General features: G+C 70.7%; 16 protein-coding genes. 7 read left to right on the top strand and 9 right to left on the bottom strand.

Annotated elements, in window-relative coordinates:
• Nucleotides 1-63: 63 nt before the first annotated feature.
• Entirely contained in the window at nt 64-1,401 is a 1,338-nt protein-coding gene (locus JK364_RS04630) for an MFS transporter (RefSeq protein ID WP_201847730.1), read from the top strand.
• Between the two features lie 87 nt (nt 1,402-1,488).
• Here the strand turns inward: JK364_RS04630 and gnd are convergent, their stop codons facing one another.
• On the bottom strand, nt 1,489-2,943 hold the full coding sequence (gnd, locus tag JK364_RS04625; protein ID WP_201847729.1) for an NADP-dependent phosphogluconate dehydrogenase: 1,455 nt from the start codon (nt 2,941-2,943) through the stop codon (nt 1,489-1,491).
• Between the two features lie 899 nt (nt 2,944-3,842).
• Here gnd and JK364_RS04620 point away from each other — a divergent pair.
• Entirely contained in the window at nt 3,843-4,241 is a 399-nt protein-coding gene (locus JK364_RS04620; protein WP_201847728.1) for a DUF6597 domain-containing transcriptional factor, read from the top strand.
• A 286-nt stretch (nt 4,242-4,527) separates the two neighbouring features.
• Here JK364_RS04620 and JK364_RS04615 read toward each other — a convergent pair whose 3' ends face one another.
• On the bottom strand, nt 4,528-5,202 hold the full coding sequence (locus JK364_RS04615; protein ID WP_201847726.1) for a TetR/AcrR family transcriptional regulator: 675 nt from the start codon (nt 5,200-5,202) through the stop codon (nt 4,528-4,530).
• Between the two features lie 238 nt (nt 5,203-5,440).
• Here JK364_RS04615 and JK364_RS04610 point away from each other — a divergent pair, with 238 nt between their 5' ends.
• Nucleotides 5,441-6,547 (top strand): thiamine pyrophosphate-dependent enzyme, encoded by a 1,107-nt coding sequence (locus JK364_RS04610; RefSeq protein WP_201847724.1) that lies wholly within the window; start codon nt 5,441-5,443, stop codon nt 6,545-6,547.
• Entirely contained in the window at nt 6,544-7,395 is an 852-nt protein-coding gene (locus JK364_RS04605; RefSeq protein ID WP_307841152.1) for an enoyl-CoA hydratase/isomerase family protein, read from the top strand. The genes JK364_RS04610 and JK364_RS04605 overlap by 4 nt, the downstream gene beginning before the upstream one ends.
• A gap of 100 nt (nt 7,396-7,495) precedes the next feature.
• Here the strand turns inward: JK364_RS04605 and JK364_RS04600 are convergent, their stop codons facing one another.
• From JK364_RS04600 to JK364_RS04590, 3 genes are read right to left on the bottom strand one after another with little or no spacing between them, the layout of a single operon-like run.
• Nucleotides 7,496-8,485, bottom strand: coding sequence for an acyl-CoA dehydrogenase family protein (locus JK364_RS04600; protein ID WP_201847722.1), 990 nt, complete (start codon nt 8,483-8,485; stop codon nt 7,496-7,498).
• Nucleotides 8,485-9,654, bottom strand: a complete 1,170-nt coding sequence (locus JK364_RS04595; protein ID WP_201847720.1) for an acyl-CoA dehydrogenase family protein — start codon at nt 9,652-9,654, stop codon at nt 8,485-8,487. Before JK364_RS04595 ends, JK364_RS04600 begins: the two co-directional genes overlap by 1 nt.
• Nucleotides 9,654-10,502 (bottom strand): enoyl-CoA hydratase, encoded by an 849-nt coding sequence (locus tag JK364_RS04590; RefSeq protein ID WP_201847719.1) that lies wholly within the window; start codon nt 10,500-10,502, stop codon nt 9,654-9,656. The genes JK364_RS04595 and JK364_RS04590 overlap by 1 nt, the downstream gene beginning before the upstream one ends.
• Before the next feature lie 79 nt (nt 10,503-10,581).
• Between JK364_RS04590 and JK364_RS04585 the strand changes: the two genes are divergently transcribed.
• The 3 genes from JK364_RS04585 (at nt 10,582) to JK364_RS04575 (ending at nt 13,213) form a co-directional block, all read left to right on the top strand.
• Entirely contained in the window at nt 10,582-11,373 is a 792-nt protein-coding gene (locus tag JK364_RS04585) for an SDR family oxidoreductase (protein WP_201847718.1), read from the top strand.
• 69 nt (nt 11,374-11,442) lie between these two features.
• Nucleotides 11,443-12,030 (top strand): TetR/AcrR family transcriptional regulator, encoded by a 588-nt coding sequence (locus JK364_RS04580; RefSeq protein WP_201848905.1) that lies wholly within the window; start codon nt 11,443-11,445, stop codon nt 12,028-12,030.
• A 25-nt stretch (nt 12,031-12,055) separates the two neighbouring features.
• Nucleotides 12,056-13,213 carry an acetyl-CoA C-acetyltransferase gene (locus JK364_RS04575; protein WP_201847717.1) on the top strand — a complete coding sequence of 386 codons (1,158 nt, stop codon included), beginning with the start codon at nt 12,056-12,058 and terminating at the stop codon, nt 13,211-13,213.
• Nucleotides 13,214-13,286: 73 nt separating this feature from the next.
• On the opposite strand, the gene JK364_RS04570 is transcribed toward JK364_RS04575, so the two are convergent.
• The 4 genes from JK364_RS04570 to JK364_RS04555 are packed head-to-tail and all read right to left on the bottom strand — an operon-like array spanning nt 13,287 to nt 16,733.
• Entirely contained in the window at nt 13,287-14,351 is a 1,065-nt protein-coding gene (locus tag JK364_RS04570) for an NAD(P)H-dependent flavin oxidoreductase (protein ID WP_201847716.1), read from the bottom strand.
• On the bottom strand, nt 14,348-15,106 hold the full coding sequence (locus JK364_RS04565) for a CoA-transferase subunit beta (RefSeq protein ID WP_201847715.1): 759 nt from the start codon (nt 15,104-15,106) through the stop codon (nt 14,348-14,350). Before JK364_RS04565 ends, JK364_RS04570 begins: the two co-directional genes overlap by 4 nt.
• The gene (locus JK364_RS04560) at nt 15,103-15,969 is read right to left on the bottom strand and encodes a CoA transferase subunit A (protein ID WP_201847714.1); all 867 of its coding nucleotides are present in this window, start codon (nt 15,967-15,969) and stop codon (nt 15,103-15,105) included. The genes JK364_RS04565 and JK364_RS04560 overlap by 4 nt, the downstream gene beginning before the upstream one ends.
• A complete protein-coding gene (locus JK364_RS04555) occupies nt 15,966-16,733 on the bottom strand; it encodes an enoyl-CoA hydratase family protein (protein ID WP_201847713.1) in 768 nt (255 codons plus the stop codon). The genes JK364_RS04560 and JK364_RS04555 overlap by 4 nt, the downstream gene beginning before the upstream one ends.
• Nucleotides 16,734-16,776 lie beyond the last annotated feature (43 nt).

Below are 16,776 nucleotides of genomic sequence, written 5' to 3'. Positions count from 1 at the left end.
ACGGGCCGGGGATCGTCACAATGGTTCCCGGCCCGAATGGATGTAGGAGGAATCGAACCAGCCGTGGAGACCGCTCGAAGCAGCGACGACGACATAGAACCCACCGCCGCCGACGATGACGCGCCCCTCGGCGCCGGGGACACCGCCCCGCCGCCGAGACCCGGCTGGCGCCGCTGGGTGATGGACACCCGGCCGCTGCGCCACCGCCCCTTCCGCCGGCTGTGGAGCTCCACCACCGTCACCGCCATCGGCAGCCAGCTGACCGCCGTCGCCGTGCCCAAGCAGATCTACGACATCACCGGCTCGTCGGCGTGGGTCGGCTACGCCAGCTTCGCCGGGCTCCTCCCGCTGGTGGTCTTCGCGCTGTGGGGCGGAGTGGTCGCCGACCGGATGGACCGGCGCACCCTGATGCTCGTCACCAACGTCGGCATCGCCGTCACCTCGGTGCTGTTCTGGGCGCAGTCCTTCGCCGGTCTGGACTCGGTGGCGCTGCTCATGGTGCTGCTCGCCGCCCAGCAGGGCTTCTTCGGCATGAACTCCCCGGCGCGCAGCGCCTCCGTCGCCCGTCTCGTCCCCGCCGACGAACTGCCCGCCGCGGGCGCCCTGCAGTCCACCGTCGCCCAGACGGGCATGATCCTCGGCCCGCTGCTCGCGGGTGCCCTGATCCCCGTGCTCGGCCTGCCCGCGCTCTACCTCATCGACGCCGTGGCGCTGTGCGTCACCCTGTGGGCCGTCTGGCGGCTGCCCGCCCTGCCGCCCCTCACCGAGGGCGCCGCGGGCGGCGCGCGGCGGGGCGGATGGCGCGACGTGACCGACGGCTTCCGGTACATCGCCGGCAACCGCATCCTGCTGATGTCCTTCCTCGCGGACATCATCGCCATGGTCTTCGGCATGCCCCGAGCGCTCTTCCCCCAACTCGCCTCGCACACCTACGCACCCTGGGGCGAGGGCTTCGCGCTCGGCCTGCTCTTCGCGGCGATCCCGCTCGGCGCGGTGGCCGGCGGACTGCTGTCCGGCACCTTCTCCCGCGCCCGCCGCCACGGGCTGATGGTCATCGTCGCCGTGATGGCCTGGGGCGTGGCCATCACCGGATTCGGGCTCAGCCTCAACCTGTGGTGGGCGGTGGCCTTCCTTGCCCTCGCGGGCGTGGCCGACATGGTCTCGATGGTCTTCCGCGGGACGATCCTCCAGGCGGCCGCCACCGACGATATGCGCGGCCGCATGCAAGGCGTGTTCACCGTGGTGGTGGCGGGCGGCCCGCGCATCGCCGATCTGCTGCACGGCACCGCGGGGTCCCTCCTCGGGGCCCGTGCGGCGGTCGCCGCGGGCGGGCTGCTGGTGGCCGTCAGCACACTCGGGCTCGCCGTCGCGGTGCCCGCCTTCCGCCGCTACACGCCCTGACGACACGGCCGCGCGCGGGCAGGCGAACGCACGACGGCCGTGCCCCCGCCCCGGGAACCCGGGGCGGCGGCACGGCCGTCGCGGCCCTCAGGCCGTACGCTCGTCGCGGTCGCCGCCCCACAGCGTGTGGAACGAACCCTCGCGGTCCACCCGGCGGTAGGTGTGCGCGCCGAAGAAGTCCCGCTGCCCCTGGACCAGCGCGGCGGGCAGCCGCTCCGAGCGCAGCGCGTCGTAGTACGCCAGCGCCGCCGAGAAGCCCGGGGCCGGCACCCCCAGCTCGACCGAGGTGGCCACCACCCGACGCCAGGCGTCCTGCGCCGCGCCCAGCGCCTCGGCGAAGTGGTTGTCGGTCAGCAGCGTGACGGGCTTGCGCTCCTTGGCGTACGCCTCGGTGATCCGGTTCAGGAACCGCGCCCGGATGATGCAGCCACCGCGCCAGATCCGCGCGACCGCCCCGGGGTCGATGTCCCAGCCGTACTCCTGGCTGCCCGCCTCGATCTGGTGGATGCCCTGCGCGTACGCCACGATCTTCGAGGCGTACAGCGCCTGCTCGACATCGTCGGCGAACCGCTCCGCGGCGGCCCCCGTGAGGCCCTTGCCGGACGGACCCGGCAGCCCCTGCGAGGCGTCCCGCAGATCCGCGTGGCCGGACAGCGAGCGGGCGAACACCGCCTCGGCGATCCCGCTCACCGGCACGCCCAGGTCCAGCGCGGTCTGCACGGTCCAGCGGCCGGTGCCCTTCTGCTCGGCCTGGTCCTGCACGATGTCCACGAACGGCTTGCCGGTGGCGGCGTCGGTGTGCCCGAGCACCTCGGCGGTGATCTCGATCAGATACGACTCCAGGCGGCCGCCGTTCCAGGTACGGAACACCTCCGCGATCTCACCCGGCGACATGCCGAGCGCCCGCCGCAGCAGGTCGTACGACTCGGCGATGAGCTGCATGTCCGCGTACTCGATGCCGTTGTGCACCATCTTCACGAAGTGGCCGGCGCCGTCCGGGCCGATGTGGGTGCAGCACGGTGTGCCGTCCACCTTGGCGGAGATGGACTCCAGCAGCGGGCCGAGGGACTTGTAGGATTCCACCGATCCGCCGGGCATGATGCTGGGCCCGTTGAGGGCGCCCTCCTCGCCGCCGGAGATGCCGGTGCCCACGAAGTGCAGCCCGCGCTCGCGCAGGGACTTCTCCCGGCGCCGGGTGTCGTCGAAGTGGGCGTTGCCCCCGTCGATGATCACGTCGCCCTCTTCGAGGAGGGGTGCGAACTCCTCGATGACGGCGTCGGTGGGCGCACCCGCCTTGACCATGATGATCAGCCGCCGGGGCCGCTGCAGTGCGGCGACGAACTCCTCGGCGCTCTCGGCCGGCACGAAGTTCCCCTCGTGGCCGTGCTCCTCCATCAGCGCCTTGGTCTTGGCGAACGTGCGGTTGTGGAGAGCGACGGTGTGCCCGTGCCGGGCGAAGTTGCGGGCGAGGTTGCTACCCATGACGGCGAGCCCTGTGACGCCGATCTGGGCGGTGGGCTGGGCGGTGGAAGGGCTGGGCATACGGTGTTCCACTCCTGTCACGCGCATCGAATCCTTATGCGAGGCAGCAACGCCGAGGGGAGCGGGGATCTTCCCCCTCGATCGGCCGGATATCGCCCGGCCATAGTTGCACGATGTACGCGACGGCGGACGAGTGTCCGGGGAATGGGCCCGGGGTGTGTCATTTTTCTTCCGCTCGGGCGGGACGCCGGATTGTGGGGTATCCACAAGGAGCGTGGTGGACGGGTGGTGGGTGTGCTATGGGTGCACGGTGGGTCCGTCGGCGGGCGATCTTGGCGCTTGTCGGCGGTCCTGGGCGGTTGGTGGCGGGTCTTATGCTGACCAATTGCTGACTTTGATGACGGGGCATCAGGTGATGGATGCTGAGCCGCGTGGCGTTCTCGCGGAGCGCCGACCGGGTGGGGCCCGCTGGGCGAACGAGCGGACTTGTGTGCGCTCCCCACCGTGCAAGCCACCTTGGCTCTCCCCGCCCTGGCTCGAGCACGGGTTCTTGCTGGGCTCAAGGCTCTCGCTGATGAGGAGATGGCCTATCTCCAAGCCGGAATCGGCAGGCACACCGAGTCGGCCAGGCTCACCGGGCCCCGTCCACTGGGAGCCCAATGGTGACGACGTGCAGCAGGAGTTTGGTCAGGGCAGCGGCGTCCTGACCGGCTGCGTGCGGCGCATGGCGTCTGATCCGGGCGACGTCATCTCGGTAGATCGGCAGAGGCTACGGCTGCCACAGACCTACCCGCGTACATGCCCAACTTCGGCTCTTCCCCGCAGAAGCGATGCGTGCGTACCTGAATGCGCTCAGACGTGGATAAGTACCCGCGACACCAGATATCAGCCAAGTCCTGGCCTCCTGTCTCACTGGTCCAGGACACGCCCTACCCTCACTGCCGTGCCCACGTCGGTCTATGGGGAGGGGGCTCATACACGAACTGCTCTGCCGTCCGGCCGCGCCCGGCCTGCGCGAACAGATCCTGGGCTATCGCGGCTTCCGCTTCGATGCGATCGGGACGCGGCGCAGGCTGCTGCTCCCCGACGGCGTCGTGAAGGTGATGCTGGGCTTCGGCAACCCACTGCGCGTGCTGAACCGGGCTGATCCGGCACGCTCCTGCAGCGCGGCCTCGCTTGCCAACGGCGTCCGTACCACCGCCGCGATCGGCGAACACACGGGCCTCATCCACGGGGTGACTGTGCTGCTCACTCCGCTCGCCGCCTACCGGCTGTTCGGGGTGCCCATGTCCGAGTGGGCCGAGCAGTCCGTGCCTCCGGCGGGGTCGAAGACCTCGCCCAGCGCTCCGGTCTCGTAGTGCGCCGCCAGGAACGCGTCGGTGTGCTGCCAGGCGGAGAGGTCGCTGCCACATACGCCTGTGGCGATGGGCTAGACCAGCAGTTGACCCGCTCCGGGACGTGGCTCCGGGAGCTCTTCGACAGCGATCTTCCCTGATCGCATGACTGCCGCGCGCACCCCGGCACCTCCTTTCGTCGTGCCACGGCCGACTGGTTCCACGCCGTATACCCAGGGGATCCGATCGGCCGATCGAATCGCTTGATAGAACCACGGATGGGGCCGGGCGGGAAGAGGAGGGAGCGGCCCTAGCGGGACGATGTGCGGACCCTGCGTTCTGCGGCCCCCCGCAACGCGTGGACGAGGCCGCCGGTGGCGAAGTCGATCAGTGCTTCGCGTCCGCCCAGCTCTTGTGGCCCGTCGGCCTCGGGCTCGTCGCCGGGAGCGCGGGCCAGGAGCAGGACGACCGCTTCGACTGCCAGCCGCCAGGTGTTTTCGAGATCGTCCGGACGCGTGTCGGGGAATGCCCGGCGCACGAGTGTCTGCAGTCGTTCGGTGGCCGGAGCGGAGAGCGCTTCCATCTCCCGGCTGCCGCTCAGGATGAGTTGTCCCGTGATGGCGAGCCAGCGGCCGCCGCCGATGTGGTCCCGCTCCAGCAGCGCGAGGTAAGGCGCCACCACCGTCTCCATGACGTCACGAGCGTTGGGTTGTCCCTCCTGTGCCAGCAGTTGGTCACATCGCTCGGCGATGTCGGCGACGACGGAACGGCCGCGCCGCTCCAGTACCGCGGTGAGCAGCGCTTCCTTGGAACCGAAGTGGTAGTGCACGGCGGCGGGCGCCAGGCCCGCGGTCGAGTTGACCGCCCGGATCGACACGGCCTCCACGCCCTGCTCGGCGAAGAGCTTCTCCGCCGCGTCCATCAGCGTCTCGCGAGTGGCCTCGCCGTCATGCGGACCCTTGCGGCGCTTCTTCTGGTCGACCACATGCATTCCCTGGATGTCGGTTCCGGCAACGACTGTGGTCCCGACCCTATCCGGGTGCCCTTGAGCGGGCCCCGCATACGTTCAAATCAGCGGGTTGAATCAGTTGTTCCGATCAACTGATCGGCGTAATCTCCTCGCAACGCGACGGACACGAATCCTGCTACCAGGTCTTGTGTGCCCGAACCACCCCGCACCCTTCCGCGGCAGTCCGCGCGGTTCCGATGCTCAAGGAGGCGGAATGACGCCCCGCAAACGACGGGCGACCGAAGTCGGCCCGGACCCCGAGTTCCTGCTACGGCTCTTCACCACGGTTGCCAGGGCCCGGGCCTTGGAGGACGCGCTGAGCCTTCATATCCGGGACCATGGGTTCGCCGGTTTCTGGCATCCGGGCAAGGGACAGGAGGCAGCGGCGGCAGGGGCCTGCGCCGCACTGCGCCAGGACGACTACCTCTTCTACCAGGGGCGCGGCGCGACGTGGCCGCTGGCGAAGGGGATGGGGCTTCAGCCGGTCATCGGCGATCTGCTGGGGAGGGTCACCGGTTCGACAGGTGGCAGGGGCGCGGGGGTACCCCACTGGGCCGACCCCTCGCTGGGGATCATGGGAGAGGGCGCGACCCTGGGAAGTGTCTACCCGCTGGCCGCCGGCGCCGCATTGTCGGCGAAGCTGCGCGGAACCGATCAGGTCGCTCTCGCCGACTTCGGTGACGGCACCTCCCACCGCGGAACCTTCCACGAAACCTTGATCCAGGCGTCGGTGTGGAAGCTGCCGCTCATCTACTTCTGTGAGAACAACGGCATCTCGGTATCCACCCCCTTCCACGAGGTCAGTCCCACCGAGAACGTGGCCGACCGGGCTGTCGCCTACGGTGTGCCCGGCGTGGCCGTGGACGGGCACGACGCCGTCGAGGTCCACCGGGCCACGGCGGGGGAACGCAGTGCCTTCGGCCGGCCCCTGGCCGGCCACGGCGCCGTGCTGGAGTCGATCGCCGAGGCCCGCGTCCGCATCGACCAACTACGGCTGATGGTGCTCCACGCCGCCTGGCTCATCGACGAGCGTGGTGCCCGGGCGGCCCGCACCGGGATATCCGCCATCAAGGTCGCCGCGCCGCGCACCGCGGAATGGGTGATCGACCAGGCGATACAGGTGCATGGCGCTGCCGGTATGGCCCAGGATCTGCCGTTGGCGACGCTGTGGGCGCAGGCCCGTGGTCTGAGGTTCGCCGACGGCCCGGACGAGGTGCACCGCATGGTGCTGGGCCGCCGGGAACTCCGCCGCCAGGCGGATCTGTGTCAGGCAGCCGACGAGGGCGCCACGACGATCCCGTCCTGGGGAGGCGCACGGTGACGTCCCGGCCGGCCGCTCGGATACGACCAGATCATGCCCCGCCCTCGCCGGTACGGCTCGAACGGGACGGGGCCCTGGTCAAGATCGTGTTGGCGCACGGGCACACCGGCAACGCCTTCGACCTCGGCTTCGTCAGGGCCCTGCGAGACGCCGTGGCACAGCTCGTACGCTGGACCGGGGAACCGGACTCGGAGAAGGTCGGAGCCGTGCTGCTGCGCGCCGAAGGGCTCAACTTCAGCGTCGGCGGCGACCTGCGGGCCTTCGTCGCCGAGCAGGACGCGGTGGGCCGATACGTCCGCGAGGTCGCCGATACCGCTCACGAAGCAGTGCTCGGGCTGGCCGGACTGTACGTTCCGATGGTCGCCGGGGTACAGGGCGCGGTGGCCGGCGGCGCGGTCGGGTTCACCCTGACGGCGGACCTGGTGGTGGCCGCCCGTGGTGCGAAGGTGAGGCTGGGCTACACGGCGCTGGGGCTGACCCCCGACTGCGGCGCGTCGTGGCTGTTGCCCCGTCTGCTCGGAGAGCGGCGCGCGCTCGACCTGCTGCTCACCAACCGTGTGCTCCCGGCCGCGGAGGCCGAGGCGTGGGGACTCGTCAACCGCGTCGTCGACGACGCCGAACTTCCCTCCGCCGCCGGAGCACTGGCCCGTTCACTGGCGGACGGTCACGGGCTCGCCCTGTCGCGGGCCAAGCTCCTGGTGCGCGGCGACCGGCTCGACGGACTGCGCGATCACCTCGAGTGCGAAGCGGAGTTCATCGCCGCGGCCGGCTCCCGGCCACGGACCCGTAGGGCCATGGAGAACTTCCTCTCCGGGACACGCTCCGAGGAAGAACGTCGCGCCCGCTGACACCACGGTCGGCCGGGCGTACCGCCCTGAGCACTCGGTGCGGTTCGTCGTGGCCGCCGTTCTCTTCGACGGCCACGACACCTTCCCTCACCATCGGGGCTCACGGCGCCAGGACGAGGGATCGGCATGCGGCCGGGGTTCCCCAGGCATCGCGGAGGGCGCGGGCTTTGCGGATCCACAGGGACAGATCCAGTTCCTCGGTGTAGCCGAGCGCGCCGTGCACCTGTAGAGCCGTGCGCGAGGCGGCGTAGGCGGCCTCGCCCGCGGCCACTTTCGCCGCCGCGCACTCCCGGCGGGCGGACGGGGCGTCCGCGGCCAGGGCCAAGGCGGCGGAGTGGACCAGAGGCTGGGCGAACTCCAGGGCGAGGAGCACGTCGGCCAGCCGATGCTTCACGGCCTGGAACGAACCGATGGCGACGCCGAACTGGGTGCGCTGTGCGGCGTACGCGACGGTGCCGTCCAGCAGCGCGCGGCCGAGCCCCAGGGCCTGGGCGGCCGTTGTCAGGGCCGCCACATCGGTGGTGTACGCAGCCGCTGCCTGGACCGTGGGCCCCTCGACGAGGACCGTTGTGCCCGTCGGGCGGGACAGTCGGCGGGCCGGATCGGAGGAACGCTGGAGCGGGCCGCACTTCTCCGCCAGCCTCAGGGCATCGCCCTCGACGAGGAACACCGCGTCCGCGACGTCCGCGTCCAATGCGTAGGGGCCGCTGGTGGCGGGCACGCACAGGGACACCAGCGCTCCACCGGAGGCGATCCGCGGCAGCCATGCGCCGGCCGCGGCGTGGTCGCCGAGCCTGCCGAGGAGAGTCGCCGCCGCGACGGTCTCCACCAGCGGGCCCGGCACCGCGTGGCGGCCGAGCTCCGTGAAGGCGACGGCCAGTTCGACGGGCAGCACGCCCAGACCCTCGTGCCGCTCCGGTACGGCGAGGCCGAAGACCCCCGCCTCCGCGAGCCGGGCCCACAGCGCCCGTCCGGGACCCGGGTCGCCGGACGCCCAGGACCGTATCGTCCCCGCCGTGTCCGACGAGCCGAGCAGGCCGCCCAGAGCGGTTGCGAACTCCCGCTGTTCGGTGTCGAGGAGGAACCGCATCACCGGCGTCCCTTCGGCAGGCCGAGCAGCCGCTCGGCGATGATGTCGCGCTGGATCTCGTTGGTTCCGGCGTAGATGGGGCCCGCGAGGGAGAAGGTGTAGCCCTCGGCCCAACCGCCGTCCTCCGGCGCGTCCTCGGCGTCGTCGGCAAGCTCCCCGTAGGGGCCGAGCAGATCGAGGGCGGTCTCGTGGAGCGCGATGTCCAGCTCCGACCAGAAGACCTTGTTCAGGCTGGACTCCGCGCCGATCGACTCTCCGGCAGCGATCCGCGAGGCGCTCGTGTAGCCGAAGAGCTGATACGCGCGGGCGCCGATCACCGCGTCGGCCACCCGGTCGCGCAGGGCCGTGTCCGCCGGGTCGGCCTCATCGCGCCACAGCCGGGTCAACCGGTCCGCGGCGGCCGTGAAGCGGCCGGGGCTGCGCAGGGTCAGCCCGCGCTCGCTGCCCGCGGTGCTCATCGCCACCCGCCAGCCCTCACCCGGCGTCCCGATGACGTCCTCGTCGGGTACGAAGACATCGTCCAGGAAGAGTTCGGCGAAGGCGGGCTTTCCGTCGAGGCGCCCGATGGGCCGTACGGTCACGCCCGGCGCGTCCAGAGGGAACATCAGATACGTCAGCCCTCGGTGCGGCTTGTCCGCCGCCGGATCGCTGCGGAAGAGGCCGAAGGCCCGGTCGGCGAAGGCGGCCCGGGAGGACCAGGTCTTCTGACCGCTCAGGCGCCAGCCGCCCTCGGTCCGCCGGGCCGTTGAGCGCAAGCGTGCGAGGTCGGAGCCCGCCTCCGGCTCGGACCAGGCCTGCGCCCAGATGACCTCGCCGCGCGCCATGGGCGGCAGGACGCGGGCGCACTGCTCCGGTGTGCCGTGCTCGAAGAGGGTGGGGGCGAGGAGGTTGATGCCGTTCTGGCTGACCCTGCCGGGCGCGTCCGCCGCGTAGTACTCCTCTTCGAAGATCAGCCACTGGAGGAGCGAGGCCCCCCGGCCGCCGTACTCCTCGGGCCAGGAGACGACCGACCACCGGTCGGCGAAGAGGGCGCGCTCCCACTCCCGGTGGGCCTCGAACCCCTCCGCGGTCTCCAGGGAGTGCAGACGAGTGCTGGGTACATGTGCGGCGAGCCAGGCGCGGGCCTCGGCCCGGAAGGTGTTCTCGTCGGTGGTGAAGTCGAGGTCCATCAGGTGCCGGCCTCCTTCATCGCGCGGACGTCCATGCCGCCCAGCGCGTCGGGGGCCGTCTCCGCGTTGTGCGCGTGCGCGAGATGGTGCAACCCGAAGACCGAGTCCAGCCCGGTGTGCAGGCCCTGTAGATCCTCGGCCTGGTTGACGGCACGTTTGGTCAGCGCGAGTCCCATGCGTGGCATGTCGGCGATGCGCGTGGCCAGCTCCAGGGTGTGCCGGGTGAGTTCGGCGCGGGGGACGACCCGGTTGACCATCTGTATCTCGTACGCCCGCTGGGCGCTCATCCGCTCGCCGGTGTACAGGAATTCCTTGGCGATCCGCGGGGACATCACCCACGGGTGTGCGAAGTACTCGACGCCGGGGATGCCCATGCGGACCACCGGGTCGGCGAAGAACGCGTCGTCGGAGGCGATGATCAGGTCGCAGATCCAGGCGAGCATCAATCCGCCCGCGACGCAGGCGCCCTGCACTGACGCGATGACCGGCTTGGGCAGCTCACGCCACCGTCGGCACATGCCCAGATAGACCTCGGACTCGCGGGCGAAGCGGCTCTCCGCGCCCTTCTTGTCCGAGTGGTCCCACCAGAGCCCGGCTGTGCGGTCGAACGGCAGATGGGCGTCCCGCTCGGGGGTGCCGATGTCGTGCCCGGCGGAGAAGTGTCTCCCCGACCCGGCGAGGACCACCACCTTGATCTCGTTGTCCTCGGCGGCGCGGTAGAAGGCCCGGTCAAGGGCGTAGGTCATGGCGGAGTTCTGGGCATTGCGGTACTCCGGCCGGTTCATGGTGACGATCGCGACCGGGCCCCGGGTCTCGTAGTGCACCGGTTCGTCATGGGCAGCGGGCATCCCGCACTCCTTTTCTAACAAGTGTTTGGTAGGTTACCGTACGACCGTGAGCGCCGTCGAGGATCGAGGAGGCCCCCGTATGACCGCCGCCGGCCCGCCCCCATATGTCCCCGGCCATGCCCTGCTCGACGGCCGCACCGCGGTGATCACCGCGGCCGCGGGCGCCGGGATCGGCGGGGCCACCGCGCGCAGATTTCTCGACGAGGGCGCCCGCATCGTCATCGGCGATGCCCATGCGCGCCGGCTGAAGGAGACCTGCGACGCGCTGTCCGAGGAGTTCGGCGCCGACCGGGTCGCGGGCCTGCCCTGCGACGTCACCGACGAGCGGCAGATCACGGACCTGTTCGACCTCGCGGCGGAGCGGCACGGGCGCCTCGACATCGTGGTCAACAACGCCGGGCTCGGCGGCACGGCCCGCCTCACCGAGATGACGGACGAGCAGTGGAGCACGGTCCTCGACGTGACCCTGAACGGAACCTTCCGCTGCACCCGCGCCGCGCTGCGCCGGATGGCGGCGGCGGGCGCCGGAGGCGTGATCGTCAACAATGCCTCGGTGGTCGGCTGGCGCGCGCAGACCGGGCAGGCCCACTACGCCGCCGCCAAGGCCGGAGTCATGGCACTGACCCGCTGCGCCGCCGCCGAGGCGGCCGACTACGGCGTGCGGGTCAACGCGGTCGCCCCGAGCCTCGCGATGCACCCGCACCTGGTGAAGGTGACCACGGCCGAACTGCTGGCCGAACTCACCGAGCGCGAGGCGTTCGGCCGCTGCGCCGAGCCCTGGGAGGTCGCCAACGTCATCGTCTTCCTGGCCGGCGACTACTCCTCGTACATGACCGGCGAGACCGTCTCGGTCAGCAGCCAGCGGGCGTGAGACGACAATGGCCGGGTGCCGAACACAAGGAACACCAGCGTGCCGGAGACCGGCAAGAAGAAGCCCACGATGAGCCCGTCGACCACGCGGCGTGCCGAATTGCTCGCCGTCGCGGCGGACGTCTTCGCCGAGCAGGGCTACAGCGCGACCACCGTCCGGCAGATCGCGGACGCCGCGGGAATGCTCGCGGGCAGCCTGTACTACCACTTCGACTCCAAGGAGTCGATGCTCGACGAGATCCTGTCCGGCTTCCTGGACGAGTTGTGGGCCGGATACGACGCCGTGCTGGAAGCGGATCTCGCCCCCCGGGCGACCATCGAGGCCCTGGTCACCGAGTCCTTCCGGGAGATCGACCGGCATCGCGCCGCCGTGGCGATCTATCAGAAGGAGTCGCGGCAACTGTCCGCGCATCCCCGCTTCGCCTACCTCGCCGCGGCGCAGGAGAAGTTCGAGAAGACGTGGCTGGGCACATTGGAGCGCGGTGTCGCGGTCCACGCCTTCCGTGCGGACCTGGACGCGCGGCTCACCTACCGCTTCGTACGGGACACCGTCTGGGTCGCCGCGTCCTGGTATCGGCCCGGCGGACAGCACAGCCCCGAGGAAATCGCCCGCCAGTACCTGTCGATGGTGCTGGACGGGATCGCCGTACAGACATAGAGACCCCCGCGAAGGAGCAGCAGCCATGCCCGAGGCATTCATCGTCGAAGCAGTACGCACCCCGGTCGGCAAACGTGATGGCGCTCTGTCGGCCGTGCATCCGGCCGACCTCGGTGCCCATGTGCTGAAGGCGCTGATGGAGCGTTCCGGCGCCGATCCGGCCGCCGTCGAGGACGTCGTCTTCGGCTGCCTGGACACCGTCGGCCCCCAGGCCGGGGACATCGCGCGCACCTGCTGGCTGGCCGCCGGGCTGCCGGAGGAGGTGCCCGGGACCACGGTGGACCGCCAGTGCGGCTCCTCCCAGCAGGCTCTGCACTTCGCCGCACAGGGGGTGCTCTCCGGGACTCAGGACCTGGTGGTCGCGGGCGGGGTGCAGAACATGTCGATGATCCCCATCGCCTTCGCCAGCCGCCGGGCCGCCGAACCGCTCGGCCTCGACGACGGCCCGTACGCCGGCTCCGAGGGCTGGCGGGCCCGCTACGGCGACCGGCCCGTCAACCAGTTCTACGGAGCGGAACTGATCGCCGAGAAGTGGGGCATCAGCCGGGAGGCGATGGAGGAGTTCGCGCTGCGCTCCCACCAGCGCGCGATACGGGCCATCGACGAGGGCCGCTTCGACCGTGAAGTCGTCCCGTACGGGGAGGTGACGACCGATGAGGGGCCGCGCCGGGGTACCTCACTGGAGAAGATGGCCGCTCTGGCACCGGTCGTCGAGGGCGGCCGGCTGACCGCCGCCGTCTCCTCGCAGGTCTCCGACGGCGCCTCCGCGCTGCTCGTCGCCTCCGAACGGGCGGTCGCCGAGCACGGCCTGACTCCGCGCGCCCGCGTCCACCATCTGTCGGTGCGGGGCGAGGACCCGATCCGGATGCTGTCCGCCCCCATCCCGGCCACCGCGTACGCACTGAAGAAGTCCGGGATGTCACTCGACGACATCGACCTGGTCGAGATCAACGAGGCGTTCGCGCCCGTCGTGCTGGCGTGGCTGAAGGAAACCGGCGCGGACCTGGAGAAGGTCAACGTCAACGGCGGCGCCATCGCGCTCGGTCACCCGCTCGGAGCGACCGGCACCAAGCTGACGACGACGCTGCTGCACGAACTGGAGCGCACCGGCGGCCGGTTCGGTCTGCAGACCATGTGTGAGGGCGGCGGGCAGGCCAACGTCACCATCATCGAACGGCTCTGACGCGCACCGTCCGTCTGCCGCCGACCCGAGTGACAGGGGCGGCGGCACGCGGATCGCCCAGGGCGGAATGCGCTCAGGGGACCCGTGGCAGACGCCCCAGGACGGTTTGCGCCTCAGCGATGATTCCCTCGACCAGCTCCGCGCACGACGGCAGGTCCTCGATCAGGCCCGCGACCTGTCCGGAGGCCATCACACCGAGATCGGTACGGCCGTCGACCATGGACGCCCGCAGCAGCATCGGAGTATTCGCGGCCAAGAGGACCTGACCCCAGGTGAGGTCCTTGCCGTGCTTCATGACCAGACCGTCGCGGACCATCCCCGCCCAGCTCAGGCCGGACAGCTTCCTGAAGGATGCGGCGTGGCGCACCGCGCGCAGCAGCGCGGCCACCCGGCCGGAGCGCTCCAGTGTGTCGACCAGTTCGCTGCGCAGCATACGGTGGGGGAGCCCGTCCACCTTCGTGGTGACCGTGACGTCCTGGACCGAGGCTTGGAGATAGCGGGCCTGCACGGCACGCGGGACGGTGCTGTCCGACGTCAGCAGGAATCGGGTGCCCATCGCCACCCCCGCAGCCCCGTAGGCGAGCGCCGCGACCAGGCCACGGCCCTCGAAGAAGCCGCCCGCGGCGACGACGGGGATGTCCACGGCGTCCACGACCTGGGGCAGCAGGACGGTGGTGGCGACGTTCCCGGTGTGGCCGCCGCCTTCGCCGCCCTGGACGACCACCGCGTCCGCGCCCCAGGCGGCGACCTTCTCGGCGTGCCGGCGCGCGCCGATGGACGGGATCACGATGACTCCGGCGTCCTTGAGCCGGGCGATCAGCTCTTGGGAGGGCGCGAGGGCGAATGAGGCGACCCGCACGCCTTCCTCCACGATGATCCGTACCCGCTCGGCCGCGTCGCCCGCGTCCGCCCGCAGGTTGACCCCGAACGGCGCGTCCGTACGGGACCTGACCTCACGGACCGCCGCCCGCAGCTGGTCCGGTGTCATCGTCGCCGAGGCGAGGATGCCCAGCGCTCCGGCGTTCGCCGTGGCCGAGACGAGTCTGGGTCCGGCCACCCAGCCCATGCCCGTCTGGACGATGGGGTGGCGGACGCCGACCAGCTTCGTCAGCGGCGTCGGGATCGTGACACCGGTCATGACCTCACCTCACGGTCGCGCAGTCCTTTCGGGTCGAGGACCTCCCGGATCAGGCGCAGTTCCTCCGCCGACGGCATCCGGGTGTGCGGCACAGCGTCCGGGACGGTCAGTGGGAAACCGGTGGCTTCCCGCACCTGGTCCGCCGTGACGCCGGGATGTACGGAGAGCAGCCGCAGGGAGCGGTCGGGTGTGGCGAAGTCCAGCACCGCCAGATCGGTGATGACACGGCGGATCTCGTGGAAGCGCGTCGTCATGGGCGAGGCGGCGGCCGCCCGGTCGTAGCCGACCCCCGAGACCATGTCCACCTTGTCGACGAAGACGCGTGGCGAGTGCCGGGGGACCCAGTAACTCGTCGGGTTGTTGAGCGTGTTGACGGGGGCGCCGCGAACGCCGAGGAGCTGCCGTCGCGGCTTGGCCCAGTCGCCGACGCACGAGATGTTCTGGTTGCCGTGGCGGTCGAGCTGGCTGGCGCCCATCATGACGTGGCGCCGCCCACCGGCGACCATCGCGAGGTGTCGGCGGTACGGCAGCCAGCCCTCGGTCACCCGGGAGCCGCTCCCCACCGCCGGGACGTCGCCGATCAGCATCGCCTCACCGTCGGTGAGCAGCAGATCGGGGGAGAAGGTGAGCTTCGCCAGCCGCGCGCCGATCGTGGGCACCGTGCCCATCGGGCTCGCCAGGATCTCCCCGTCGCCGCGCCATGCCTCGGCGCAGGCCACGACGCAGTATTCGGCACGAGTCACGCTCTCGCTCATGTGGCCTCCTTGGCGAACGCCGCGACGGCGGCCTGATAGGCGTCCTCGTCTCCCGACAGGAACCGCTCGGTGAACCGTCGCCACTCCTCGGGGTCGGTGGCGGCTTGTGCGTAGGCCCGCTGGAAGGCCTCGTCGCGGTCGTAGTCCGGGGCGCATGAGGTGAAGTGCGCGCCGCCCGGAGCCTCGACCACTCCGCTTACGTACGCCCGGGAGACCAGCAGGGTCTGCGGGCCGTGTTCCGCTCGCAACTCCGCGCTATCCACGATCCGTTCACAGGAGAGATACGCGTGGTCCGCGGCCTCGCAGAACAGGTCGTCGAAGTAGGGATCGGGCCCGAGGTACTGACCGTTGCCGAATGTGTCGGCTCGGTTGAGGTGGACGAGCGCGGCATCCAGGCGCAGTGCCGGGACGGCGACGAGTTCCTCGCCGTCGTCGTACGGGGAGCGCACCGTGCGCAAGCGCGGGTTGACCTTCATCACGTCCGAGCCGAGGCCCGCCCGGATCGGCATGAACGGCAGGCGGTGCCCGGCAGCGGTCAGCCCCCACATGAACATGGCCTCGTCCAGCTCCGTCATCTCGAACGCTCCGTGCTCCCGGGCGGCGCGGAAGTGTGGTTCGAGGGGTATGGAGTCGAGGGTGACGAACGCCGCGACCAGCTTGCGGATCTTTCCGGCCGAAGCCAGCAGGCCCACGTCCGGGCCGCCGTAGGAGACCACGGTGAGATCGGTGATGTCCGAGCGCAGCAGTGCCCTGACGAGAGCCATGGGTTTGCGTCGCGATCCCCAGCCGCCGATACCGATCGTCATACCGCTCTCCAGGCGGGCGACGACCTCATCGGCGGTCATGGTCTTGTCCCTGCTCATGACTCCCGCTCCTCGTCCTTCTCCTTGCCCGTGCCGAAGGTGGCGCGTACCCGGTCGGCGACCCCGCTGAGATTCGCCTCGAAGGTGAATCCCTGCTCGAAGCGGTAGCTGCGCCGGACGTCCACGGGGTCGATGCCATTGATGGAGGCCTTGGCCAGCCGCAGCAGATACCCGTCCTTGGCGGCGATCTCGTGGGCCAACTCCAGGGCCGCGTCTCGCAGTTCCGCGCGCGGGACGACCTTCCACACCGAGCCGTGGCGATGCAGCTCCTCGGCGGTGGCGGTGCGCGAGGTGTAGTAGAGGGCGCGCATCAGATGCTGGGGGACCAGCCGTGCCAGATGGGTCGCGGCCCCCAGCGCGCCCCGGTCCAGTTCGGGCAGACCGAAAACGGCGTCCTCGCTTGCCACGATCGCGTCGGAGTTGCCGACCAGCCCGATGCCGCCACCGACACAGAAGCCCTGTACGGCCGCGACGACCGGGACCTCGCACTCGTACACCGCGGCGAATGCCTCGTAGCAGCCGCGGTTCGCTCCGATCAGCGCTTCGTGACCGCCGTCGCGCTGCACTTCCTTGATGTCGACGCCCGCGTTGAATCCGCGTCCGGTGGCGGTGAGTACCACGCACCGGACGTCCGGGTCGCGGCCGGCCGCGCGCACCGCGTCGGCCAGGTCGTACCAGCCCCGCACAGGCAGGGCGTTGACGGGCGGAAAGTCGACGGTGACAACGGCGACGCCCTTTTCCGCCTCGGAGGTGGAGACACCCATGAGCGCATCAGCTACCTTTCTACCAAGCATTTGTTAGGTACCG

It is taken from the genome of Streptomyces endocoffeicus, from assembly GCF_016741935.1.
GTDB lineage: Bacteria > Actinomycetota > Actinomycetes > Streptomycetales > Streptomycetaceae > Streptomyces > Streptomyces endocoffeicus.
The sequence above is the reverse complement of the archived record's forward strand: the minus strand, read 5'-3'. Positions and strand labels throughout refer to the sequence as shown.